At 38.6% G+C, this 26,008-nt stretch carries 16 protein-coding genes; 3 read left to right on the plus strand and 13 right to left on the minus strand.

Features of this window, described 5'->3' with window-relative positions:
* Window positions 1-20 precede the first annotated feature (20 nt).
* The 13 genes from ACH3O9_RS05710 to ACH3O9_RS05770 form a co-directional block, all read right to left on the minus strand.
* Window positions 21-2,465, minus strand: coding sequence for a glutaminase domain-containing protein (locus tag ACH3O9_RS05710; RefSeq protein ID WP_416445161.1), 2,445 nt, complete (start codon window positions 2,463-2,465; stop codon window positions 21-23).
* Between the two features lie 173 nt (window positions 2,466-2,638).
* Window positions 2,639-3,331 carry a DUF3823 domain-containing protein gene (locus tag ACH3O9_RS05715; protein WP_416445163.1) on the minus strand — a complete coding sequence of 231 codons (693 nt, stop codon included), beginning with the start codon at window positions 3,329-3,331 and terminating at the stop codon, window positions 2,639-2,641.
* Between the two features lie 20 nt (window positions 3,332-3,351).
* The gene (locus ACH3O9_RS05720) at window positions 3,352-5,238 is read right to left on the minus strand and encodes a RagB/SusD family nutrient uptake outer membrane protein (RefSeq protein WP_416445164.1); all 1,887 of its coding nucleotides are present in this window, start codon (window positions 5,236-5,238) and stop codon (window positions 3,352-3,354) included.
* A 12-nt stretch (window positions 5,239-5,250) separates the two neighbouring features.
* Complete coding sequence (locus tag ACH3O9_RS05725; protein WP_416445166.1) at window positions 5,251-8,397, minus strand: SusC/RagA family TonB-linked outer membrane protein; 3,147 nt, start codon at window positions 8,395-8,397, stop codon at window positions 5,251-5,253.
* A gap of 346 nt (window positions 8,398-8,743) precedes the next feature.
* Window positions 8,744-9,664, minus strand: coding sequence for a glycerophosphodiester phosphodiesterase family protein (locus ACH3O9_RS05730; RefSeq protein ID WP_416445168.1), 921 nt, complete (start codon window positions 9,662-9,664; stop codon window positions 8,744-8,746).
* 68 nt (window positions 9,665-9,732) lie between these two features.
* Window positions 9,733-11,304 (minus strand): calcineurin-like phosphoesterase C-terminal domain-containing protein, encoded by a 1,572-nt coding sequence (locus ACH3O9_RS05735; protein WP_416445170.1) that lies wholly within the window; start codon window positions 11,302-11,304, stop codon window positions 9,733-9,735.
* A gap of 18 nt (window positions 11,305-11,322) precedes the next feature.
* Window positions 11,323-12,756 (minus strand): SusD/RagB family nutrient-binding outer membrane lipoprotein, encoded by a 1,434-nt coding sequence (locus ACH3O9_RS05740; RefSeq protein WP_416445172.1) that lies wholly within the window; start codon window positions 12,754-12,756, stop codon window positions 11,323-11,325.
* 9 nt (window positions 12,757-12,765) lie between these two features.
* Window positions 12,766-16,212 carry a SusC/RagA family TonB-linked outer membrane protein gene (locus tag ACH3O9_RS05745; protein WP_416445174.1) on the minus strand — a complete coding sequence of 1,149 codons (3,447 nt, stop codon included), beginning with the start codon at window positions 16,210-16,212 and terminating at the stop codon, window positions 12,766-12,768.
* A gap of 76 nt (window positions 16,213-16,288) precedes the next feature.
* Window positions 16,289-17,230, minus strand: a complete 942-nt coding sequence (locus ACH3O9_RS05750; RefSeq protein ID WP_416445176.1) for a FecR family protein — start codon at window positions 17,228-17,230, stop codon at window positions 16,289-16,291.
* A gap of 99 nt (window positions 17,231-17,329) precedes the next feature.
* The gene (locus tag ACH3O9_RS05755; protein ID WP_416445182.1) at window positions 17,330-17,908 is read right to left on the minus strand and encodes an RNA polymerase sigma-70 factor; all 579 of its coding nucleotides are present in this window, start codon (window positions 17,906-17,908) and stop codon (window positions 17,330-17,332) included.
* A 91-nt stretch (window positions 17,909-17,999) separates the two neighbouring features.
* On the minus strand, window positions 18,000-18,686 hold the full coding sequence (locus ACH3O9_RS05760; protein ID WP_416445184.1) for an SGNH/GDSL hydrolase family protein: 687 nt from the start codon (window positions 18,684-18,686) through the stop codon (window positions 18,000-18,002).
* Window positions 18,687-18,790: 104 nt separating this feature from the next.
* A complete protein-coding gene (locus ACH3O9_RS05765; protein WP_416445186.1) occupies window positions 18,791-18,958 on the minus strand; it encodes a hypothetical protein in 168 nt (55 codons plus the stop codon).
* 152 nt (window positions 18,959-19,110) lie between these two features.
* Entirely contained in the window at window positions 19,111-20,136 is a 1,026-nt protein-coding gene (locus tag ACH3O9_RS05770) for an LLM class flavin-dependent oxidoreductase (protein WP_416445188.1), read from the minus strand.
* Window positions 20,137-20,392: 256 nt separating this feature from the next.
* Here ACH3O9_RS05770 and ACH3O9_RS05775 point away from each other — a divergent pair, with 256 nt between their 5' ends.
* The 3 genes from ACH3O9_RS05775 to ACH3O9_RS05785 are packed head-to-tail and all read left to right on the plus strand — an operon-like array spanning window position 20,393 to window position 25,941.
* Window positions 20,393-22,819 carry a TonB-dependent siderophore receptor gene (locus ACH3O9_RS05775; protein WP_416445190.1) on the plus strand — a complete coding sequence of 809 codons (2,427 nt, stop codon included), beginning with the start codon at window positions 20,393-20,395 and terminating at the stop codon, window positions 22,817-22,819.
* Between the two features lie 60 nt (window positions 22,820-22,879).
* Window positions 22,880-25,210, plus strand: a complete 2,331-nt coding sequence (locus ACH3O9_RS05780; RefSeq protein WP_416445193.1) for a TonB-dependent siderophore receptor — start codon at window positions 22,880-22,882, stop codon at window positions 25,208-25,210.
* Window positions 25,211-25,215: 5 nt separating this feature from the next.
* Window positions 25,216-25,941, plus strand: a complete 726-nt coding sequence (locus tag ACH3O9_RS05785) for a DUF4198 domain-containing protein (protein ID WP_416445195.1) — start codon at window positions 25,216-25,218, stop codon at window positions 25,939-25,941.
* Window positions 25,942-26,008 lie beyond the last annotated feature (67 nt).

Consider the following 26,008-nt stretch of genomic DNA (forward strand, 5'->3'; position numbering starts at 1 on the left):
TCGTGTTAACACTTAGAAATCTAGTCCCAGTTTTTTTCTAAAAGTTTTATGAAATAGCCGCCCACAACACTACGCGCCTGAAAACCTCTTACATCTCCACTGCTCGTAAAATGCCAATCACTCATAGGTACTCTGCCTCCTGTTTCTATAGCAAACTTGTAAACAGGATCAGCTATTTTCTCAAATGTAGCCTCATCATCTGCAAGTGTGGCCGTCCATATAATCCAGTCTGATTTTGAATAATCAGCACGATTATCAAGTGGAAGACCATAATCATTTTGTTTTGTCAAATAGTATTTGATTTCTTTTTTAAATACCTCCTTAGGGAAAATATCCAGACCTATTAATTTATCCCAAACTAAATTATATTTCTGGCTCCAGGTACTTTTATCATCATACGTCAAAGCATAATGATCACCGGCATCTGCCAGAGTCATCCATTTTTTAGCCATGGTTTTAGCCATTTGGCTATATTTTTTTGCATCTTCATTTTTACCTAATAGTTCTGCCATATATCCGTATCCACCAACGCCAACGATAGCTTTCACTGCGAGATTAGCATTTCGTGCTAAATGGCCTGAAAAATCATCAGTAGATAGCTGGTTTGCAGGATCCAGACCAGCTTCAGTAAGATAATCTGCCCAGATAGTAAGTGTTTCCCAATGCTTCTTTGCATAGTCTGCATTTCCTTCTGCCTTAGCGATTGCAGCCGTAAGCACAACCATATTTCCAGACTCTTCTACCGGCATATCTTCACCATAGGTTTGCCCTGTAGCGATAGGGTATGTACCAAGATCATGCGCAGGAAAAGGCTTTTTCCACTTACCGCTTTCAGAATAATAAAAAATGCCGTTTAACATTCCTTTCAACAGATCTGGATTATAAATCAGGAATAGTGGTGCTGAAGGATAGGTGACATCTACTGTGTTTACAGAGCCATTGCTAAAATTCTCTTTAGAAAGAAAAAGAATCTCCCCGTCAGGACTTTTTGTAAGTTTATGTGCTGCAATTGCCTGGCGATATCCTATTTCTAGTATTTCAGCATATTCCTTACCACCAGCTTTCAAGCCATCCTTGTACATTTTTGTATCAAAATCTGTACATTTCTGTATTACTTTGTCGTAATCAGAATATGCTAGCTGCAACTCCTTCTCTATGCTGTTTTTTCCGTCAATATTCCACCATGGTCGCAATTGAGTTCCAAAATAATTAATAGAATATATATCATCGTATCCTAATAAAATTAAATGCTCTTTTTCTGCAGAAATTTTTTCTTTAGGAAAAACAGTATTTAGCATTAAATCTGTCCCCGTCTTCTCTGAAGCTTTTAAGGAATTACTCATAAACTGTGTTGCTGCTGCAGAAGCCAATGATACATTTTGCTTTGCATTAGCTTCTTTTGGTGTAGCGACATACATATAACCCCAATCAATCCTTAAGTTATCTCCTTTTTTCTCTAAAACAGGCTGCTCCTGAGTACCTGCTTTTAAAAATGACAAACCAGAAGTACTGCCTGCAGAAGTTGTGATTGTTTGACTTGAGTCATTTGCAGCAATAGTTGATGATGCCCCAAAATACACCTGTATATCGTGGGTTTTGTTATCGTTAGGAGTGGTTTTTACAGAAACATAGCTAACAGGGCGAGCTAATAAATCAAGATCATCCATCAATAGAGGTGATGTAAAAGTGAGATCTACATTTATACCTCCGCATTGTAATGTATAGCTTGTTTGTGTAGCTGTAAGATCGAGATTTATTTGTTTGGCAAGCTCTACATTAGCTTTTGACTTTTTAACTTCGGCAAGACCGGCATCCAAATATCTTCCTCCTGCTGAGTTTTTAACGTGGATGGCTAAAACGTTACCACTCTTTTTAAGTTTTGCCTGAGCTGACTTTGGAATAGGGAAATAATCAAATTGATCATTCCAGCCCTCTTTAGCAAAGATTTTTTCGCCATTTAAAAACACTTCTACATTATCATCGTGATGTAATTTGAGAAAAAGATCGTCAAAAGAAGTAGATTTTAAATCGAATGATCTGCGGTACCATAGATCTTCACTTGCCCATCGTGTTCCTACATTTTTTTTGTCTCCAAAAGGAGCTTTTGCTGTTTTCCATGAGCTATCGTCAAAACCTGCCTTTTCCCAGCCATTATCGGGCATTTTTTCGCTGATTTTTACAGAATAGGACTGGTTATTAGCAGCAGGTAAGATGTCATTATAATTTTTCACATCTCCGCCAAGGAATCTATAAGTTGTGCCATCTACAGTAACCAGACCCACTAAACTCTGGTTATTACCTGTCCAGTGGGTGGTAGGTTGAGCATTTATATTATCACCAAATGACCAAATACTAAAGTTAGGATCATGTGTTATTAAAGGATATGCCGGTGCCTGTCGCTGTTGGGCATGTAAACAGCCACAAACTAGTAGCAAGAGTATTGAGAAAGATATGTGCTTCTTCATTTTTGAGTATTTATCAGTTGTTTTAAGTTGAAATGTGAGGTGCTTAGTGGCCCACAATTCTGATTTTATATAAAACCTTAAGTAGGAATTAAATAAGGTTAATTTGCTTGTGCCAAAGGTAATTTTAAATCCCAGGGTTAGGACCAACCCCGGGATTTGGCTAATACTAAAATTTATAAATCTAGTTTGGTAACTTCTGAAAAAAGTAAATCTTCTACACCAGCAATCTTGATTCCCATTCTGGCATATATATAATTTTTACTGTAATCATCTGGAAGGTTTATTGAACCTGCAAGGTTATCTAAAGAGGACACCTCAACATGGGCCCGCCCAATATTATAATCATCGTTGTTTGATACAAACTGAGATTCATTTATATAGAGATTGACATACTCAATTTCTCTACCTTCATCTCCCGTAATTATTTTATCAAGGCTTATAGAGCCGCTTACCGTGTTACCCGTTGCGCTAAACTGAGAGCTTTTAACCATATAATAAGGGGTGACCTCAAGATCCATCTCTGTATTACCCTTTATCTGAATAAATATGGTATCACCCGCCTGCTCATTTACATAATTAGCCTTAAAAGGTCCTTGCCCATCGACAAATTTTAATTTGTAATCGCCATCAAAGAACCTCCCGCTAAAAGAGCCATCTGTATCTAAATGAACATCCAGAGGGGCTAAATTGCCAAAACCCGGCTGAAAAAGTTGGAATCTAACTTCACGCGCTCCTACTTCAATAGGAGTACCATTGTAAACCACACGACCAGTAAAAAATGATTCGGGCTCGTCATAATTATCTATTTCGCAAGACACTAATGCCAAAGCAAAACCTACAAAAAGTATAAAATATTTAATTTTCATAATAATATAATTTAGATCCCTTATTGGTTTGGGTTTTTAACTATTAAAGGATTGTTATTAAGTATATCCTGACCTATTTCTGAATAGTAATTCCCCAGTTGAAAACGATCTGATCCCGTCACTCTGTTTGGTTTTACAATTTTATAGAAATAACTACCATCGTTAGCGTCTCCCGGATTGTAGTATTTATATGGCCATACTCCTAATGGCTGAGTAATCCTTTTTGTTGCAGAACCAATATTTGTGGTGATATTCTGCTCATCTATAGGTGTACCGTCAAGAACTACATGTGCCAGGCGCCATCTTTTAAGGTCAAAGAAATGTAATCCCTCAAAAGCAAGCTCTACAAATCGCTCATGTACTATCTTATCGAAAGTGACATCAGCTGCGGTTAATGTAGTTGTAATTCCTGCTCTCGAGCGTACCTCATTTAAATAACCGGCGGCCATTTCTGGCTGACCTAGTTCAAAAGCGGCTTCTGCTGCATTTAATAAAACTTCAGCATATCTATATCTTATAAACCAAACATCACTCTGTGTTCCTCGTTGACCAGATCCTGCTTTAGGGTCTTGATATTTACGAATGTAAAATCCTGTTTGAGCCGTAAATTCTAATCCGTCAATAGGCCCATCAAAACCTACTACCTGAACCTGGCCTGTGGCACCTGGCAACTCTTTCTGTTGACCTCTTGCATCTCCGCTAACAACGGTACCATCTGCTAATTGTACTCCTGCCCAAATATCAACTTCTCTTCCTTTAAAATTAGATCCTGGTACAATTACAGTACCTTCTAAACGAGCATCTCTACCTGCAAAGAGTTCTTTAGGATCATTGTAATAAATAGGATTACCGGCATTATCCTCAACAGGTAATGGCTTATATTCTCCTTCTAAAGTTTCAAAAGATTGAACTAAATTAAGTGAAGGATTAATTCTGCCTCCTTCTTCCTCCTCAGCACCATATCTAGGTTGATTAGAAATTGTAAAACCGTGAACTTTTCCACTTTGAAGTTTATAGTCTTCAACAAAAATAGCTTCAGGATTGTTCGACTTATCGTAGAAAACACTGGCAAAATTATCTGAAAGGTCTGGTTTTTTATTATAAAGGGAATAAGAGCCAGCATCACCATTGATAATTGCCTGTGCCGCATTTAGTGCTGTAGTATAATATTCATTCGCTCTCCCTGCAGGAATACCAATCTCACCTCCTGATAATGAAACCTGAGGCGTCGTTGCTCCATATTTTGCAATAGAACCGGCATATAATGCTGCTCTGGCTTTCATTGCGAGAACTGCCCCTTTTGTGGCTCGTGACTTAATGTTTGTGTCTGCAGGTAAATCTGCAATAATGGCATCAGCCTCACTTATTACGAAATCATAAATTACAGCTTCTGTCTCGCGAGGATGTTGCAAATAAGTAGCATCTCCGCTAAAATCATAAGTTTCTGACTCTAATATTAAGGGCACTCCACCCATTCTCTTTACCAATGTAAAATAATAAGATGCTCTAAGGAATCTCCCTTCAGCTAAGAATCTTGTTTTATCCACTTCGTCAATACTTGTGGAAGCCTCTAGTCTTTCAAGAAAAAGATTCATTTCTCTTATATAGCCATAGTCCCAGGTGCCCCAGGCACCATAACCCCAGCCTCCATCTTGAAAATGACCATATTGTCCTGCTTCAGACCAAAAAGAAACATTAAAGTCTGCCAGTGACGGCCATGATTCTACTGTACCAAAGTCATAATAACGATTATATAAATCTGCTAATATAGATAGCACTATATCGGGACTGCCAAAGGCCTGCTCCTGTGTTAGAATGTTAGTTGGCTCCCTGTCTAGAAATTCACTATCAGAAGTACAACTTCCTATAAGCATGGGAATTAATAAAAAGTATATATATTTTTTCATTGCAATTATTTTTTAAATAGAAAGGTTAACTCCAACGTTTATGAATTTATTCTGAGGATACTGTAAGCCATTATCGTCAGATATTTCAGGGTCTACACCAAAGTCTTTAAGGTTATCTAAAGAGAAAAGATTATAACCATTCACGTAAACTCTAGCTTTCTGAATTTTGATTTTATCCAATATATTTTGAGGTAAAGAATATCCTATCTCCAGCGTTCTGGCTCTCAAATAAGTCACATTGTGTAACCAGAATGTAGAATTCTTGTTGTAGTTACTATGACCACCATCATTATAACGTAGTGCAGGATATTTACCTGGAATCCATTCACTTGTAGGATCGAGAGGATCTGCATGATGCCATCTGTCTAAGAATATTTTATTTAGAGCACCATCGTTTTGATAAGCCCATCTCTGCTCCCAGTTCTGATTCCATGAATACCCAGAAGCTCCAGAAAAATCTGCAGTAAAATCAATACCCTTATAAGCCACATATAAACTAAGACCAAAATTCACTAATGGATTGTAATTATTGTATCCTATTGGGGTTTCATCATAACCATCAATTCGTTTATCCCCGTTAACATCTTTGTATATAATATCACCAGGCAATAAAGTGCTGTTCCCTCTTCCATCAATGTCAACGGGATAATTATCTATTTCTTCCTGTGATTGAAATTGACCTGTTGCAGTATATCCCCAAAAAATAGTATTATATCTGTCTTCGCCAGAAGCCCGGTAACGCTGATACGAATTATCAAAACGGGGTTTATACGATTCTAAAAACTTACTTCTTGACAAAGAAGCGTTCCCAGAAACACTAAATGATACTTCTCCTATTTCTCCTGAATAAGATAAAGCTCCTTCTATCCCATATTGAGCATCGCTATTTACATTCTCATCTGGAAGACCATACCCTAATTCATTAGGAATTAAAATGTCATATTTTCTTCCTCTTAAACCCGTTCTTTTTCTATAGAAGTAATCAACAGAACCAGAAAGCTTGCTATTGAACATATAAAAATCTGCCCCAATATCTGTAATTTTACTCTTGAACCAGGAAATATTTGTTATAGGCTGACCTTTATCTCTACTCGCTATGACCGCATTCCCATCAAGAATAGCAACACCTTGATTATAATTATAACCTGTTAAGTAATCAAAAGCGCCAATACCAATATCATCATCACCTAAAACTCCATAAGAACCTCTTATTTTAAAATTATCAAGAACACTGTCATCACCTAATAAGTCTTTTATAAAAGGTTCTTCAGTAATTCTCCACCCTGCGGATATAGATGGGAAGTAGCCAACTCTTTTTTGAGGAGTAAACTTCCAGGAAGCATCTCTCCTTGCAGAAGCCTCTATGTAATATTTATCTCTATAGTTATAGCTTATTCTACCTATATAACCAATTCTTGCTTCCTCATCATCTAAGTCATCATAAGCATCAGTATCAGAAAAATAGATAAGTGGTAGCGTATTTGTCTTTGGCACGGCGTGCACCCATTGCTCTTGAAAACGCGCTTCTTGTCTTTCTATCATAAAAAGAGCTTCTAGCGAATGATCACCAAATTTTCTTTTATACTGCAATTGACCCTGGTAGATATTTCTCAAGACCTTTCTAGTTCTGCGTTCCCTCCATGGGTTAGAGCTACCACCGGTTGCCTCGTATGAATCATCTTCCGGATGATACGTGTAAGCGTCGTATGTATATTCATGCCCGTTTAATACACGATCTGCTATATAGTAAGAATACATACCCTTAACTTTTAATCCTTCTATAAATGGAAGATCGTATTCACCTGAAAAGTTAGTTTGCAACACCCTCCAGATATCTTCTGCATAACCTCCTATTTCAAAATTGTGGAGAGCCCAGTTAGTCTCATTATGACCTATATCATTAAGATATTCAGGGTTATCGTTTGCATAAGGTCGCTCAAATGGCCGGTTACGAAGAATCGCAAATCGAGGCAACCAATAATCATCTGCTCCGGGAATACCGGGATTTTTACGGGTTTCTATTCTACCGTTTATCTGAACCCCTACTTTAAGACGATCTGTAATATCTGCATCAACATTACTTTGTATGTTACTTCGTTCAAAAGTGAACTCGTCACCTAATACTGATTCTTGCTTGAGTTGCGTTGCAGATAAGTAATAGTTTATATTTTCTGAACCACCACTTGCACTAATATTAATATTGCTTAAAGGAGCATTCTTCTTGATTATGAAATCTTTCCAATTAAAAGATTGATAGCCCGGTTCTTCACCTACACGGTACTTCTCCAGCTCCTCCTGTGTAATAGCTGTAGATCCAAACTGATTAATCTCAGCTTCAGCTTTTCCCCTCATCCATTCATAAGAATCATTTACAGTTTCCGGAAATCGAGACCAGTTTTGCCACCCTACATACGCATTTACATTTACAGCATTCCGGGTCCCTCTTTTTCCTCTTTTAGTTGTTACTACTACAACACCGTTAGCCGCTCGCACACCGTAAATTGCAGCAGATGCATCCTTTAAAACAGTTATGCTGGCAATATCGTTAGGAGAAATATTATTAAACTGTCCTTCATCTTGTTGTATTCCATCAATAACATATAAGGGTGTACCCATATTGCGTATTTGTATAGAAGCACTGGCACCAGGACGACCATCATTCATTCTAAAACTTACACCAGGTATTTTACCTGCAAGTCCAGAGCTTACTGTGGACCCCCCATGTACTTTTTCTAAATCCTCTGCAGATACTGTAGAAATAGCCCCGGTGATAGATTTTTTATCCTGAGTAGAATATCCTGTCACAACAACTTCATCAAGACCGGCAATATCCTCTTCTAATTGCACATTAATCTCACTTTGACCATCTACAGCCACTTCTTTCGTTTTGAAACCCACATAGCTAAATGCGAGGATTGCATTAGAAGGAGCATTGATTTCAAAATTCCCGTCAAAATCTGTTGTAGTTCCGCGGGTTGTGCCTTTAACAATAATTGTTATGTAAGGCAAAGGTTCAGCGTATTGTCCTGCCGTAGTTACACTTCCTGTAATCTTAATATCTTCTTGTGCAAAAGACTGCTGAGAAAATAATAAACACATAATTACAGCAAATACCGGAAATCTAATTTGCTTAATTAATCCTAGTAAAGTTGTTCCCATTGATTGTCATTTTTAAAAAATTAAATTAATATAGAATAAGACTAAAAGCCAGCTAAAAGGATTTAGTTAATTAAAACTATATCTTCCTAAATCGATTTAGTTTAAACTCAATTCGCAGAATGATTTTCTCTAATAAATGTTTATTTCAAAAAAAACATTCTTCCCAAACCCCAACTACAAGGTTTGCGAAAGCCAAATGTAATCAAATATATTAATAAACGTATTTTTTACGTTAATAATTTTAAAAACCTTATTTATAAGTAATTATACTTAATCTGAAAATAAACCTAATTATAAGTCATAAAAAAACCCGGTTAAACCGGGTTTTCTATACTAAAGGGCGATTTTATATTTTCTCTAAAACCCGTTCAGGGTAATCTGTAATAATTCCGTCAACTCCTAGCTCGATCATTTTTTTAATATCTTCTTCTTTATTGACCGTCCAGGGAATTAATTTCATTCCTTTTTGATGTACTGCTACTACGTCTGAAGAATCTTTGATCATCCCAAAATGTGGACTATAAATTTCCGGAGTGAAATCTAAAGCCTGCATATTTTCTTCCAGTTGACCATTACCTACTAAATAAGCGATCTCAATCTCGGGATAATTTTTACGTAAAGCATTCAATGGTGCTGTATCAAAGGATTGAATATTGATCTTGTTTTCAACCTTTTTCTCTTTGATCACCTGCATTAATAATTCTACAAATTCTTCCGGTTGTGGCTGGTAAGTACCATATTCTTCAGGAACAGACTTAATCTCGATATTATATTTTACAGGTTTCAAACCTTTTGCTGCGATTTCTGTTTCCACACTGTCTATCATTTCGCTGAGCAAAGGTTTGTAGGTTTTCATTTTCTGCTGCTGCGGAAAATTCTTATTCCCTTTAGAACCGGTATCAAATTGGCGGATGCTGTCATAATCCATTTCGTATAAATTATAACTCTTCTCCTCACTTTTGCTTATGCTGTCACCCGCTGGGGTTTGCACGTAAAGCGATGACATAAATGGCTCGTGGGAAACGACTACCTGCTTATCTTTTGAAATCACAACGTCAAGTTCTAAAACATCTACGCCTTTTTCTAAAGCACTCAGAAAGGCCGGTATAGTATTTTCCGGCAGGTTGCCACGCTCACCACGATGTCCCTGAACTTGTATTCTATGCGCTGTAGGTTCTTGCATATTTTCAGCTTTTTGTTCTGATTTTGGTTTACAGGATATTCCTATAAATAGTAAGCTCGCTAAAAATAGTATATAATTTTTCATAGTCTCAATTTAAAAATAAAAAGCTCGCCTCCCACGTATAGAGGAGACAAGCTTCTAAACAATCACGTTTATTTTACAGGTTCTTCCAGACGATAACTGCTTGTACCTGTATAAGTTTTTCCATACATATCAGTTGCTTTGATCTCGATTTTATGTGTCCCAACTTCCAGTTTTGTCGGGATGCTTCCGCGCCACAAATGTTTACTGGGAATAGGATTACTAGAGCGCCTGCCGGACATCAATTCTTCTTTAGTATCCCAATCATAAACCAGCTCTAAATAAGAAGGGTCTGCTTCTTCTACATATTCCATCGGTTTCCATTCCCCATTATCTACACGATAAACAAGTGAATCTGTTTTTGTTCCCATAAAGAAATTTGCATAAATTCCGGCTTTTGTATTTCGGCCTTTAGCGACAACTTTTGGTGCAAAAATTTCCATCTGAAAATCCTCAGGCTTGCCTGCCACTTTATAATCTACATCATACTGATTTCCATTAAAGTGAATAAAAGCATAACCTTTGGGCGTTCCGTCACGCATTACTGAAATAGGAATTCCCTGTTCATTCAATTTTCCGGAATACCAGTCACCGGAAGTCGTCCCCACGTTATATTCGTGATGCGGTTTATCCCGCAACCAACCGTCTTCTTGCGTAAAGAAATCCTGCTTTTGGATATGTGTATGCGCTGAAAGCGAAAGTGTATTGAGAAATGGCTCTAATAATTGAAATAATCGCTCGCGGTCTTCATCCCGATATGCATCGCCTTCAGGTTCACTCAACGGAATATGAAAAGCTAAAACAACCAGATTATCCTTTGGCACAAACTTCAAATCGTTCTCAATAAAATCGAGCTGATCTTCTCGAAAACCTCCCCAGTACCCGTTAGAATCGCGCGGATCAGGATACAAAATATCATCTAAAATGATAAAATGCACCTTCCCGTAATTGAAAGCATAATTGGCCGGGCCAAAATGTGCTTCGTAGGTTTCATCTGAAAGGTTATCAGTTTTTGCGTCAAAATTCATGTCGTGATTTCCCATTAAATTAAACCAAGGGATTCCCACTTTTTGCGTCGCTTTAATGTATGGATTGAAAAGATCCAGATCGTTTCCGACTAAATCACCCATACTTAAACCAAAAGAAACATTTTTTATTCCTTCTACTTCTGTAACCACACCACGCATATAATAATCAACTTCATCAAGATTATAAGGTTGTGGATCACCAAAAACCAAGGCCGTAAATTGCTCTTCATTATCTGCCAAAAACAGGCCAAAATCGACCGATTTAGGCAATTTTCCGGTGGGTTCTACACCTTTGAATTTGGCTTGTGGCGAACCTTTCGGTTTATAGATATAGAAAAACTGCGGAAGATTATTTTCATCAACCTGAAGTTCATATCCCGCAGGTTTTATGACCGCGATAATATTATCGTCACTTAGCGGAAGTTTATAGTGACCATTTTCATCGGTTAGAACTACAGCTTCCCCGTTTGTTACTGAAACCTGAGCAATTCCTTTTTCCTTTCGGTCTTTTTTACCATTCTGGTTTGCGTCCTCATAAACAAATCCGCTTGCTTGATTTTGTGCAAAAACCGCCAAATTGAGTATAAAAACGGCTAAAAACATTGATTTTCTCATCAGAAATTTAGTTTTTTATTAGTTATCCCACCAGACCTTAGTGTTAATATCGTCGCTTCCTCCCAGCATTTGTACCGCTTCCTGATAGTGCTCCTGATTGTTGATCTGGATATCTGAAGGATAATAAAAACGCACCGGCATTTTTGCGTCATTCATCATGGCTTCTGTTGTAGGCAATTCCGGGAAACCGGTACGGCGGTATTCAAACCATTGCTGATAATCTGTAAAGTACAAGGCGTAATATTTTTGCAACATAATGCGCTCAAGTGTTCCGTTGTATTGAGCAAGAGGTGCCTCAAAATAAGTATCAGGCATTTCAGTTTCTAATTGCTCTATTGCAGCCGCAACACCGTTTTTATAATGTGTTTCGGCATCAGCAGTAAAACCGCGTTGCGCCATTTCGGCTTTGATAAATTCTACTTCAGCATAGGTCATTAAACAAATCTGCATCGGGTTTTCTACCTGTTCAATATTGAAAGTAGAAGCATTATAATCAAACTGCGACTCAGCTCCCGCATATGCGCTGGGAATCCCTTTGTAGCCAATACTATTGTTATTTGCATCTTGTGCCATTGTAGCAATGATAGGTCGTCTGGGATCTTCAAGTGTATTTAGATTATCTATAAAAAAAGAAGCGATCTTTACACTTAAGCGAAAATCCTGCGGTCTTCCCCAAGGTGAAACATTAGGCGTTACACCGGTCACCTGCAAAATAGCAGACTCTCCCGTGCTTTCAAAAACCGGATATTTTTCAGCGTTATTGATCATTGTGGTTAGGGTTTGAAAGGCATTCGTTTCACTGCGGTTTGAAATGCGCAGCAATAATCGCATATGAAGGGAATTAGTAAACTTTTGCCAAAGTTCTACATCATTATGAAACAGAATATCATCTGCATAAACCATTGTTTTACTCGTGTCATACAAATCATTTGCATGCTCTAAATCGGTCAGGATTGTTTCATAAATAAATTGCTGATTATCAAAAGCGGGATAGAAATTTCCATCTTCTCCACTTACGGCTTCGGTCATGGGTACGGGGCCAAACAAATCTGTAAGGTTTGAATACACCCACGCTTTTAAAGTAAGCGCGATTGCCTGATAATTGGGATCTTCCGCTTCTATAGAAGCAAGTTCCATCTCTTTGATATTATTGAGCCATTTGTAATAGTTGTACCAGGAAGAATTACCTATATTCTGGCTTACATCATAGCGATGCAAACCTCCCGACACACTGGGAAAAGGCAGTGAAACCTGCATTAAATCGAACGTGATACTAGCGCTACGATCTGCATTATGAGTAGCCAGACCATAAATTATAGGATTAATTAAAGTTCCCGGGCTAATATCAGAAATACGATTAGGATCTTCATTTACTTCTTCAAAATCACTTGTACACGCTCCTAAAACCAGAAGTAAAGTGCAACCTGTAATTAAAGCTTTTAATTTTTTCATCTCAGTTAATTATAAATTTACTTTTAGATTAAATCCGTAAGTGGCGGGAGAAGGCATTTGCCCCATCTCAATACCCGGCAATATTGTGTTCCCGTTAAGCGCAGCGGTTTCAGGATCGTAAATAGGAAAATCTGAAACCGTAGCCAGATTTCTTCCATAAACGGAAAGATTAAGGCTATTAATCCCGGTGTCTGCTAACCACTTTTTTGGAAAATTATATTGCAAACTCACTTCTCTAAGTTTTAAGAAAGAGGCTTCAAATGAGTTTGATTCTACATTGGCACGACGGTAATATCTGTTGTACCAGTCTGGAGTCACTGCTTCAGTTGTATTAGGTGAATAAGTTCCGTCATCATTTAGCACAACGCCATCGCCTATAATTACTCCTTCTTCACGGCCCATAAATGTAGATTTTAACTTCCCTTGCTGGGTGGCTTTATGGTGCGTTTGAGAATAAATTATACCGCCATATTGCCCGTCAAGCATCACATTAAGCGTGACATTGCCCAACTTAAAACTGTTATAAAGACCTGCTTTCCAGTCTGGGCTTGCGTCACCTATATATTGTATCTCATCTGGATAAGCTGGTAAACCTGCATTGTCATATACAATTTCACCTTCCGGGGAACGCACAAAACCATACCCATAGATTGCAGTAGTAGTTCCTCCTACTTTCGCAATAAGCGTAGCATTACCACCAGAACCTATTTCCTGCTGCCCGTCAATACCATCTGCCAGTTCCAGAACCTTATTCCAGTTACGTGACCACGTTAACGTACTGCTCCAGCTAAATTTATCTGAATTGATGATTTTTCCTGTAAGTGTTAATTCTACTCCGCGATTACGTACTTCTCCCGAGTTTAAAACACCGGAACTATAACCCGTTGTGATATCAAGCGGTACCGAAATAATTTGATTTTTAGTATTGGTCTCGTAAACTGTCGCATCAAAATTTAGCCTGTTATTGAGAAGACGTGCTTCAAAACCTGTCTCATAACTTGTGGTTATTTCGGGTTTAAAATTTCCGTTATATAGACCTGTGGGAACAGTCGCCGAACTCGGGAATGCATTCTGACTATAATACTTGCTGGTTTTATAAGGATCTGTATCATTACCCACTTGCGCGAAAGAAAAACGGTACTTTAGATAGTCCATCGCTTTTGGAAAATTGAATATTTCCGAAAGTATAAAACTGGCATTCGCCGAAGGATAAAAGAATGAATTGTTTGCCGCAGGTAAAGTACTTGACCAGTCATTTCTTCCTGTAAGATCAACAAATATTTTATCGGCATAAGAAAGGGAAAGCAGACCATACAGACTATTTACTTTCTTGTTTCTATCATATGTTGCAACGATAGGATTGTTAATACCATTAGCCAATTTATAAACTCCGGGAACCACAAGACCATCAACAGAAGCATCTGTCCTGGTATATTTATAATCCATCGCGTTTCCTCCTACAGAAAATGAATAGGCCAGATCATCTGTAAACTTGTTGTCGTAACTCAATAAAAAATCGGTATTTACTTCTTGTTTCCAGATATCCTGAGCTTCATAATAACCTTGAGAATATCTGTTTATACTATAAGGTCGTTTCTGCTCACGATCCTGATGATAGGTGTTTAATGAAGTGCGCAGCATTAGATCCAGCTTTGGCGCAAGCTCAATATTTGTGTAAATATTACCTACGATCTGATTGCTCGATAACGGATTTGTCGCTTCGTAAGCAATCAAAAATGGATTGTCTATATACGAACTAAAAGGTTGAATCTGCTGAATTTGCTCCTGACCATCCTGCCAGATCGGGCGTAGCCAGTCCAGATCGACATTAGGATTCTGGAAAATCATAAAATAAGCGATAGAACCATTATTATATCCCGTACTGGGCAGGTTATCGCTGGTTCTGTTGTTATAATTGATCACCGAACCAATTTTTATATGATCTGAAATTTGATACTGAGAATTTACAGATGCGGTGATACGCTCATAACCTGTATTGGGCATGATCCATTCATTTTTAGAATGCCCTACAGAAAGTCGCATTGAACCTTTATCGTTTCCGCCTTGCAGCGAAATATTATTATCAAAAGTCACCCCGGTACGCCAAAAATCCTTCCGGTTATCAGGATACGCCCGCCATGGTTGACGCGTTGCCGATTGCCCTTCTAAAGCCGGATCATATTGATAATATTCCTGCCCTTCAAACTTGGGTCCCCAAGCACTACTTGTGCTGCCGGTATTGTTGCCATCTTCTGAAGCACCGTAAGAATAATAAGGATCGCCGTTATCATCAAAGCTTTTTCCCGTTCCCTGCCCATATTCATATTGCCAGTCTGGCCAGCGCTGAATAACATCCAGATTAATGCTTGAATTATAAGTAATCCCAAGTCCGGCTGTTTTCTTACCGGATTTAGTTGTGATGATCAAAGCGCCATTTGCAGCGCGGCTTCCGTACAAAGCAGTCGCTCCCGGTCCTTTTAAAACCGTTACGCTCTCTATGTCATCAAGGTTTAGATCTGAAATCGCATTCCCATAATCAATAGGAGAATCTTCACCGGTGTACGCACTTGAAGACCCTGAAGTAGTCATCTCGTTATTAACGGGCACACCGTCAACCACGATTAATGCATTATTTCCATTAGGATTTAAAGAGTTATTTCCCCGCAAGGTAATCTGTTGCGAATTGAGCGGCCCTGAACCGGCAGAAACAATATTTAATCCTGCCACTTTGCCTTTTAAACCCGAAGACCAGTTTGTGGGCATTGTTTGAGACAGGTTATCAGATTGAATGGTCGCCTGCGAGAAGCCCAGCTTCTTTTCTTCCCGTTTTATTCCCAAAGCAGTAACTACCACTTCGTTTAGAGCATTTACATTTTCCTGAAGTGTGATTTCCTGAAAACTACCTGGAGTCGCCTGTACCGTTTTAGTTGTAAAACCAATAAATGAAATTTCGAGAATGGTTGAAGTCCCTGAAAGCGCAAGTGTGAAGTTCCCGTCAAAATCTGTGGTAGTCCCATTACTGGTGCCTTGCTCAATTACAGTAGCGCCGGGCAAAGGAATACCGCCTTCATCGCTTACTTGACCCCGAATGGTTTGTTGGCTTTCAGAGTTAAGCACTGTAATCGTATTATTGATCTGCTTAAACTTAAATCCCGTCTGTTGAGATATTTTATCTAAAATAGAATCGAGGCTTTCGTGATCTGCCTGGATATTAAAATGTTGATTGGTTTCTGAAAGTGTACTGTCAAAAACAAAAGTGAAATCGGTTTGTTTTTCTATCGCCAAAAAAACTTCGGTTATAGAAGCATCTTTAAGGTTTGTGGTTAGGTAAACGTCTTTTAAGCTTTGCCCTGATGCCGGAGCTGCGATTGCTCCTGTGATCATAACAAGAAAGCTTACCAGATAAAGTGGTTTTCTAAAGAGTAACTTTTGAAAAAATTGTAGTTTAGTATTCATTACAATAATGGCTATAATTAATTTGTAGTCTTATTTATTCTAGCCCATTTCTGTTGCAGCAGAAGTGGGTTTTTTGTTATTCATTGCTGGGATTTTCTCGTATAAGAATATGTTTAGGGGTTAGGTATTCTATTTTCAGATGTTTTATAAGTGCCAGACTCTCAAGAACATTCTCCAGTTTTTCTTCTTTAAATTTTCCTGAAATCGTCTGCTCTTTTATTTTCTCATTTTCAAAATCAATTTGCACATCGTACCAGTTCTCAAGAACTTTAGCGGTTTTTGCCAAAGTGGTTTGATGTAACACGATGATATTTTTAGTCCAGGCGATCTGTTCTTCACTGTCGTCTTTTGAGAAAAACGGCTTGATATTATCTTTAAATACTACCTGTTCATTCTTAATCAGGAAGACTGTAGTATCTTTTTCTATGGAAGTAACAGCCACTTTACCGGTATTGACACTTACCAGAACATCATCTTTCTCAAAAGAGTTGATATTAAAAGAAGTACCAAGAACGCGGGTTTTAATTTTACCGGTCGTGACTGTAAAGGGTTTCTCTTCATCGTGAAATACCTTAAAAAAAGCTTCTCCTTTTAAGGTTATATCGCGCTTTGTAGTAAAATCTTCGGTATAGGTAATGCTCGAATTTGAGTTTAGGAAAACGTGAGAACCGTCTGCCAACACGATTTCTCTTTTTTCGCCTCGAGCTGTGGTCTGGGTAATATTATTTTCGCTTAAAAGCAAAGAAGTGACAAGGCCAATGCCAATAACGCCTATAAAAATTGCAGCAATAGCAACCGATTTTTGACTGAAAAAGGAAGGTTTTTGAGCCTTTTTTGCGATATTTTTCTGAATCTTAGCTCGTATACGCTGCTTTCTTGCATCGCTGAGATCGATCTCAAGATCTTTATGCTCTTGCTGTAGTTTTTCAAAAAAAAGATCAACAGCTTGTTTTTCTTCCCGGGATGCGCTTTTGGCGTAATATTTTTGAGCTAATGTTATAAGTTCTTCTTCCTTCAAAATGTGCTTGTTTACCGGTAAGTCACATTTTAAAACAAGTTCACGTAGTCAAAAAAACGCATTTAATGGTTTCTTTAAATACGTCCTTTAGACTTTACATTAATGAAACATTAAGATAATAAGAAGAGAAAGTTCGCGTGAATCTACATGTGTCTTTAAGTATTTTAACGCGTCACTGATATGCTTTTCTACGGTACGGATAGAAATATTGAGCTTCTGTGCGATTTCGGCATTTGTAAAATCTTCAAAGCGACTCAGCATAAATACTTTTTTACACCTGGGCGGAAGTTTGCTTACTTCCTGGCGCACCAGCAATTCAAACTCATCGTATTCTAACTGGTTTTCTACTCTGGCCGGAGTGGGAATGTCGTGTAGAATTTCTGAATGAACTCTACTGAATTTAAGATCTCTAATATGATTTGCAACCTTGTATTTTACTGCCCTAAACAAGTAGCCTTCAAGATTTAGAATGGGAGCAAGCTCTGATTTTTCCCAAAGGCTGATAAAAACTTCCTGCACGATATCTTCACAGATCTTTTCTTCCTGATAAATACGAAAAGCATACGCGTATAAACGTTTCCAGTAGCGCTCGTAAATCTGGTCAAAAGCCTTTTCCTGTCCCTGATTGAGAAACTTTTGAAGTTGGTCGTCTGATACAGTTGTAAGATCTGGTTGCATTTGCTAAGGGTTAAAACAAATGAACCAATTTTATAGTTTGCTCAGGCTATGAAGTAGTTTAAGCTTTGGTTAAGAAACAGACTTGTAAAAGCTATTTTTCGCTTAAAGCTTTCGCTATAGCTTCTTGTACTAAAGGCTGCATAACCTTATAACCGGCAAGAGTAGGGTGCACGCCATCCTCACTGAGTTCTTTAGGAAGCCCTTTATTATCATCTACCATTTTACTAAAATAATCAAGATAGATCATATCATTTGTAGCAGCATAATCCTGTAGCATTTTATTTAATTCTATGATCTTATCGGCAGGTTCCATCCCGGGTTTCCAGGGATAATCTGCTGCCGGCAAAACTGAAGAAATAATTACTTCAATCCCATGAGCTTTTGCCAGTTCGCTCATCGATTTTATGTTATCTGCGATCATTTCTAATGTAGAAGGGCCGGTATTGCCGGCAATATCATTGGTTCCGGCAAGAATCACTACCGCAGCCGGTTTAAGGTCGATCACATCCTGACGAAACCGCAACAACATTTGTGGCGTGGTTTGCCCGCTTATCCCTCTGTTTACGTAAGGCGCTTGCGCGAAAAAATCAGGATCAAGTCTAATCCAACCTTCAGTAATAGAATTGCCCATAAATACAACCTGATCTGTAATTGTGGTATCTACAGTTTTATTGTCTTCGCGAAAACGTTCAAGATTTGGCCAGTCCTGAGCCTGTGTATTCCAGTTTAGAAAAAATGCCATAAAGATGAATAGAATGGTTCCCTTAGTGTTTTTCATTTGAATAAATTTTTAACTATCACTAAAATTATAGCATTTAAACTAACGAACCTAGAAGAAATAAGTGTGAAGATTATGAATAAAACAAAAACAGTATAATGAGGTCAATTTTCGTCTGTCTCCTCCTTTTTAGCATTTGCACTTTTGATGATCTCTTTAAGCCTTGCAGCTCGTGCATCCTTTTCCTTACGAGCCTTATTCTTTTTGCGATCCATAAGTTTAGAATGCTTCGCCTTGTTCTTCGTATTTTTGGGAGTTCCTTTCTTGGCCATAATATTCAAAAGTTAAGGATGCGAAACGAATAGCTCCATTTCGCAAAGGAAAATTTTGACAAAGATAGCGCTTTCAAATTCCCTTTATAAATAGAAAAACCAGCCGATTTTGGCTGGTTTTTGACTATTTTTTAGTGGTTTCTACCCGGTTTTTAAGCAGGTTCACCAATATTTTTCATCGCTGCGGAGAGGATTTCATAGGATTTTTTACGCGCCTGATGATCATAAATATGTGAAACAGCAATAATTTCCTGCACTCCCGTACTTTCTACAAATTCTGATAATTCACGCTCTATGGTTTCCTGTGAACCAATAAATGTGAAATACATCATATTTTTAATCATTGCCTCCTGCCCTTCGTTCCAGACACCGTTCATTGTGTCAATAGGTGGTTGTAACGGGCGTCTTATACCTGTAATTATACCCATAGCAAATTGATATAAACTGGTAGCCAGACGTTGCGCTTCTTCATCTGTCTCTGCCGCGATCACATTTACACAAGCCATAGCATACGGCTTCTGCAATTGCGCTGAAGGTTTAAATGTTTGGTTATACAAATTTAAAGCATTGTACAAATGTGCAGGTGCAAAGTGACTTGCAAAAGCATAAGGCAATCCTTTTTCGCCAGCGAGCTGAGCGCTAAATGTACTTGAACCCAACAGGTAAATAGGAATATCTAATCCTTCGCCGGGAATAGCTCGCACTCTTTCATCCTCATTTTCTTTAGAGAAATACTGCTGTAATTCGGCTATGTTATTAGGAAAATCCTGAACACTTTCCTGCCTGCCCTGGCGCAAAGCCTGCGCTGTAAGTTGGTCTGTACCCGGTGCTCTGCCCAAGCCAAGATCAATACGATCTGGATACAGAGTTGCAAGCGTACCAAATTGCTCAGCGACAATAAGCGGCGCGTGATTAGGCAGCATGATCCCGCCAGAACCAATGCGTATTGTAGAGGTTCCCTGTGCTAGAAAACCCAGCAGAACAACGGTTGCAGAACTTACAATGCTATCCATATTATGATGTTCTGAAATCCAGAATCTTTCATAACCCAGCTTTTCTACGTAGCGGGCAAGATCAAGACTGTTATGCATCGCCTGCTGATGACTATTGCCCTGTGTAACGGGAACAAGATCGAGAACAGACAGTTTTATATTTTGTGGTGTATCGTTAGTGGTCATTTTTACTTCTTTTATACTAGCAAAAAGGTAGTCTGATTTATGACAGCTTCCTTACGTTATGAATCATCATCAATAGAATTCTACTAAAAATATCGGCTGATTGCGGTTAAAAATCGGGGAAAACTGCTAAAAAATCCCCACCTGCAGGACACCTTACATTCAGCAACGTTAAAATTTATTTAAATTAAATCTAAATAAGCTTTGTGGTTTAAAAATCTCATTTTACATTTGCCTTATTCTTAATCAATCTAAATAAATGAAAAATCAACTACTCCTAACCACACTATTCCTATTTTCTCTTTCTCTTTGGTCGCAGACAGGAAGAATTACAGGAAAAGTAACCACTGCACAAAACGAGACTCTTACTTCTGTAAATATTGATCTTCTGCGCACAGGTAAGGGAACTTCTACAGATGCTACGGGGAATTTTATCTTTAATAATTTACAGCCGGGCAATTATATTTTGCGTGCATCTTACATAGGCTACAACACAAAAACCATTGATGTTCTTGTTCAAACCAATGAAACCACAGATCTGGGCACTATTGTTCTTTCTCTTTCTGAAGAGCAACTTAATGCCGTGACCCTTAATGCCCATAAAGGCAACAGTTTTTCTCGTGAACGCAGTGTTGCCGTTTCTAAAATGCCGCTTGCAGACATTGAAAACCCTCAGGTTTACAATACAATCACAACTGAATTAATGCAGGAACAGGTCATTACAAACTTTGACGATGCTTTAAAAAACGCACCTGGCATTGACAGACTATGGGAGTCAACAGGAAGAGGCGGTGATGGGGCAGGTTACTTTTCACTACGCGGCTTTGCTGTACAACCCACCCTTGTAAATGGTATGCCGAGTATAACAAGCGGAAGTCCTGACCCCGCAAATATTGAGAGTATAGAAGTGATAAAAGGGCCATCTGGAACGCTTTACGGCAGCAGCCTTATCTCCTATGGTGGCTTAATAAACGTAAATACCAAACGTCCTTATACTAATTTTGGCGGAAGCATATCATATACTTCTGCGAGTTACGGTCTTAACCGCGTTACGGCAGATGTCAACACACCGCTTAGTACTGAAAAAAATATAGCCCTACGCATAAATACGGCTTACCATACTCAAAACAGTTTTCAGGATGCAGGTTTTAAAAAATCGTTCTTCTTTGCTCCATCACTTTCTTACGAGGTTAATGATCGTCTTTCCTTTTTTATAAATACTGAATTTTATACCGGTAAAAGCACTAATCAAACCATGCTTTTCTTTGATCGCGGTGCCGAGTTAAGAGTTCATAATATTGATGAACTGGGTTATGATCATAAACGCTCTTATACCGGCAATGACCTATATATTGAAACACCCACTTACAGCCTGCAAGGACAAATGAATTACAGACTGAGCGATTCATGGACCTCACAAACTGTATTCTCAAGATCATCTGCAAAATCTGATGGCTATTATTCTTATCTCTACGAAACCACACAATATACCCCGGTGACTGAAGGTATTGTTCTGGGTCGCTATATAAGCAAGCAGAACTCTGAAATTATTGGTACAGATATTCAGCAGAATTTTATAGGCGATTTTAATCTGGGCACTATGCGCAATCGCATCGTAGTAGGTCTTGATTATTTTCGCAGAAATGCGATTGATAATAGTTCGCCATATGTAGGCAACGGGATGATCTACATAGGTGACAATCTACAGCAATTTAATGAAGGAGTATTAGGCAATGATGATCCTGCGACTTATACAGATGACAGCGGTGTACTCACGCAAGCGGGTACAGATGCGCTCTTGGCTAACGGTAAAATAACTCCGTCAAAATCACAGCAGGAAATATTTAGTGCTTATGCCTCTAACGTGATCAATATTTTACCTCAGCTTTCTGCTATGGCTAGTCTGCGTGCAGATCGATTTTCTAATGATTCATATGCACAAACGGCATTTTCGCCCAAATTTGGTGTAGTATATCAACCTATTCTCAACCAGGTTTCTCTATTTGCCAATTACATGAACGGGTTTAGCAATCTTGCTCCTGTAACCGAAAATACTAATGGTGTTATTTCTACACGCTCTCTTAATCCTGAGCATGCTAATCAATTTGAATTTGGTACAAAACTCAATCTTTTTCAAAATAAACTAAGTGCAAGCATCAGTTATTACAACATCACTGTAAAAGATGTGGCTTTACGTATTGATGAGGACGCACAGAATTATTACTACATACAAAACGGGGAACAAACAAGTAAAGGTGTAGAATTTAGTCTTACAGCAAACCCTGTTAATGGTTTACACCTTATTGCCGGTTTTAGCCACAATGATAGTGACCTCACAAAAGGTGATGCTGCTTTTGTGGGTATACGCCCAGAAGGTGCGGGTCCCGAAAATCTGGCAAATCTATGGGCCAGTTATTCATTCTCTCAGGGCGATTTAAAAGGTTTTGGAGCAGGTTTTGGCGGGAATTACGCAAGTGAAAATAAAATTTATAACCGAAATAACCTCGGGATTTTCACTGCGCCAGAATATACAATAGTTAATGCATCAGTCTTTTATGGCTGCCCTGATTTTAGAATTACGCTTAAGCTAGATAATATAGCAAACAAAGAATATTACAAAGGCTGGTCTACTCTTAGTCCGCAAAACCTAAGAAGTGTAGCAGCAAATTTCACTTATAATTTTTAATGTTTTGAATTAGCCAAAAGTCCTTCTGGTTTAAGCGGAAGGACTTTAACCAACCAACCTATGAAAAAACCAATTCTCTTTATCACCCTGTTTTTCTGCATAACCTTATCATTTGGACAAAGTATTAAAGGCAAGATAGTAGTTGAAAATGATCAATTTATATCAAACGTCAATGTACTCCTGGTTGACACTAATAAAGGAGCAACCACTAATGATCAAGGTGAATTTGAAATAAAAAATGTAACTCCGGGAAGTTACACCCTAAAAATCACTTCAATTGGGTACAAAACCGAACTCCTGCCGGTTACCCTTTCCAAAAATGAAACTAAAGAACTAACCATCACACTTCAAAAGAGTAATGAACAATTAGGTGAAGTACTAATCACTACCGATCAAAAAACGTATGCTGCCAAAGAACCTTCCAGCAGTTTACGCTTAAAATCAGCTTTGATAAAAACCCCGCAAAACATACAGGTCATCAGTGCAGATTTACTTAAAGACCAGCAAGCTTATACCATGATGGAAAGTGTGAGCCGTAATGTGAGTGGGGCAACAATGATCGAGCATTGGGGAAATTTTGCTCGCATCAACATGCGGGGATTCAAGATCCCGGCATTTAGAAATGGAATGAATGTAGAGATGACCTGGGGGCCCTTAGCTGAAGATATGAGCATGGTAGAGCGCATAGAGTTTGTAAAAGGGCCGGCCGGCTTTATGCTGGCTGCGGGACAACCGGGAGGTTTTTATAATGTGGTTACAAAAAAGCCCAGCCCAAACAGGATTTTAGAAGCCTCTTTTGCAGTAGGTAGTTTTGACACCTACAGAGGTACTCTGGATTATGGGGATGCAACTGCTAATGGAAAATTGCAGTACAGGATTAACGCAATGGCTTCTACAGAAGAATCGCATCGCCCCTTCGAAAAGTCTAGCAGGATCTCGGTAGTGCCTTCATTAAAATATGAGTTCTCAGATAAAACCTCATTAACTACAGAATTCACCTACCAGGAAGCTGATATGCCTTTAGGTTCGGCATACGTTTTTGCGCCTATTGCTATAGGTTTTGGCGGCTTAGATCGAGATTTTTCTGCAATTGACACTAATTTTCCAACAACGGAGATTGAGGAACTGGGAACTTTCACCAATTTCACCCATAGATTTAATTCAAATTGGGAATTTCAGGCGCAATATTCCTATATCAAATATGATCAGGAAGGTGCAACTCCCTGGCCCCTGACCGTAGAAGAAAATGGGGATATGGTTAGGGGCGTAAGTATTTGGGATGCTTTGGGAGAAACTAACATCCTTCAACTATTTGGTACAGGTAGTTTTAATACCGCCCAGATTCATCATAACGTACTGGTAGGGTTTGATTACAACAAAAGGGAATATTGGGCAGACTGGGCTCAGGGAGGAGCCATAGATGATGCAGAAGATCCATTCAACGTATTCAACCCGGTATATGGAAATGCGGTCATGCCTATATTTGACCGTTCACAAAGTATCAAAACACGCGGTCAGGGCGGTCATCAGGGCATCACATCAAGAGGATATTACCTACAGGACGAGATTGGTTTTTTTAATGAAAAACTACGTTTAACCCTTGCAGGAAGGTACACCAATGCCGATATCTTCTCATATGGTACAGGGGCAGATGCTTCTAAATTCACACCCCGGTTTGGGTTGAGTTATGACATCCTGCCCACTTTTACAGTCTACGGCTTATACGATGAATCTTTCTACCCCCAACAAGGATTAAGTGCTACAGGTAAAAGTTTTGATCCTGAAGAATCGAGCGATATTGAAGGAGGATTGAAAAAATCCTGGTTCAATGGCCGGTTAAACAGCTCGTTAACTGCATATAAAATCACAAAAGACAACGTACTGGTAGGCGATCCTGAGAATATTAATTATTCCATTCAATTGGGGCAGGTAGAATCTAATGGGTTTGAATTTGACATACAGGGAAAAATCACCCCTCAATTAAATGTGGTACTTAATTATGCCAATACCAATGTAGAAATTACCAAAGACACAAATCCTGATAACATAGGCACTAAAGTCGCAGGACATGCTAAGCACGTTACCAATGGGTGGGCAAATTACACCTTTACCGAAAATAATTTTTTAAAAGGTTTTGGTGCTTCCCTGGGGTACCAATTTCAAGCAGACCGTTCTTCCTGGAACTGGGCTGCAGACAATGAATCTGAATTACCAGACTATTTCCGGTTAGATGGTGGCGTAAGTTGGCAAAATAGACACTTTAATGTGCGCCTCAATGTGAATAATATTTTGAACAAATACCTGTACTCAGGATCAGCCTATGCCACATATATGTACTGGCAGTCTGAACCGGGAACCAACGCAAGATTATCTATAACTTATAAACTTTAGTCAATATGAAAAAAATAATCATCACATCAATATTTTTAGTCATGGCATCTGCCCAGTTATTTGCTCACTATATGTGGGTAGAAACCAGTGCTACAGGCAACTTAAATCAGGAACAAACCGTACGCGTATATTTTGGTGAATATACCTACGGCGTGACAGAAGAAGTTGGGGGCGATGCTTTTGCTAAAATGGACAAATTCACGCTTTGGCTGGTTGATCCTGCTGGCAATAAAACGCGCCTGCAAACTAGTGCCGAAGAGAAATTCTATTCAAGCTCTTTTATTCCAAAAGTTAACGGGACTTATACATTGTTCTTAAATAATAATGAAATTGACGTTGTTGACTATACACAATATGATTTCGGAATTTTCAAGACTCACTATCACGCTGTCGCGAAAGTAAACGTAGGAGCGGCAAATGAAGAAACCGCTATAAATAATCCTGAAGGTATCACCCTAAAAAGCATACCTGCCGAAACCGGAAAAGTTAAACTTCAGGTGCTTTACAAAGGTGAACCTTTACCAAAAACTGAAGCTTCAATTTATGTTGCTGATCTGTGGTCAAAAAAACTTGAAAGTGACGAGAATGGTTTCATCGCTTTTGATCTCCCATGGGATACCAAATATATTGTAGAAGTTACTACCAAAGAAGAAGCTCCCGGAGTTTACAATGGTGACAACTATGAGTTCATCTGGCATTGTGTAACTTATTGTATTCCCGGCAACAAATGATAACTGTCTCGGTATTATTGATCTTAATGGGATTTTATTTTTGGTACAGCACCTCTTCTAAAGTAAA

The organism is Leeuwenhoekiella sp. A16 (assembly GCF_047946675.1).
Classification (GTDB): Bacteria; Bacteroidota; Bacteroidia; order Flavobacteriales; family Flavobacteriaceae; genus Leeuwenhoekiella.

Bases quoted from the DNA above. Each gene is read 5' to 3' on its own strand.
- ACH3O9_RS05760 (WP_416445184.1), bottom strand. From the start codon at position 18,686: ATGAAAAACACTAAGGGAACCATTCTATTCATCTTTATGGCATTTTTT.
- ACH3O9_RS05755 (WP_416445182.1), bottom strand. From the start codon at position 17,908: ATGCAACCAGATCTTACAACTGTATCAGACGACCAACTTCAAAAGTTT.
- ACH3O9_RS05745 (WP_416445174.1), bottom strand. From the start codon at position 16,212: ATGAATACTAAACTACAATTTTTTCAAAAGTTACTCTTTAGAAAACCA.
- ACH3O9_RS05770 (WP_416445188.1), bottom strand. From the start codon at position 20,136: ATGACCACTAACGATACACCACAAAATATAAAACTGTCTGTTCTCGAT.
- ACH3O9_RS05720 (WP_416445164.1), bottom strand. From the start codon at position 5,238: ATGAAAAAATATATATACTTTTTATTAATTCCCATGCTTATAGGAAGT.
- ACH3O9_RS05725 (WP_416445166.1), bottom strand. From the start codon at position 8,397: ATGGGAACAACTTTACTAGGATTAATTAAGCAAATTAGATTTCCGGTA.
- ACH3O9_RS05715 (WP_416445163.1), bottom strand. From the start codon at position 3,331: ATGAAAATTAAATATTTTATACTTTTTGTAGGTTTTGCTTTGGCATTA.
- ACH3O9_RS05765 (WP_416445186.1), bottom strand. From the start codon at position 18,958: ATGGCCAAGAAAGGAACTCCCAAAAATACGAAGAACAAGGCGAAGCAT.
- ACH3O9_RS05740 (WP_416445172.1), bottom strand. From the start codon at position 12,756: ATGAAAAAATTAAAAGCTTTAATTACAGGTTGCACTTTACTTCTGGTT.
- ACH3O9_RS05785 (WP_416445195.1), top strand. From the start codon at position 25,216: ATGAAAAAAATAATCATCACATCAATATTTTTAGTCATGGCATCTGCC.
- ACH3O9_RS05780 (WP_416445193.1), top strand. From the start codon at position 22,880: ATGAAAAAACCAATTCTCTTTATCACCCTGTTTTTCTGCATAACCTTA.
- ACH3O9_RS05730 (WP_416445168.1), bottom strand. From the start codon at position 9,664: ATGAAAAATTATATACTATTTTTAGCGAGCTTACTATTTATAGGAATA.
- ACH3O9_RS05775 (WP_416445190.1), top strand. From the start codon at position 20,393: ATGAAAAATCAACTACTCCTAACCACACTATTCCTATTTTCTCTTTCT.
- ACH3O9_RS05735 (WP_416445170.1), bottom strand. From the start codon at position 11,304: ATGAGAAAATCAATGTTTTTAGCCGTTTTTATACTCAATTTGGCGGTT.
- ACH3O9_RS05710 (WP_416445161.1), bottom strand. From the start codon at position 2,465: ATGAAGAAGCACATATCTTTCTCAATACTCTTGCTACTAGTTTGTGGC.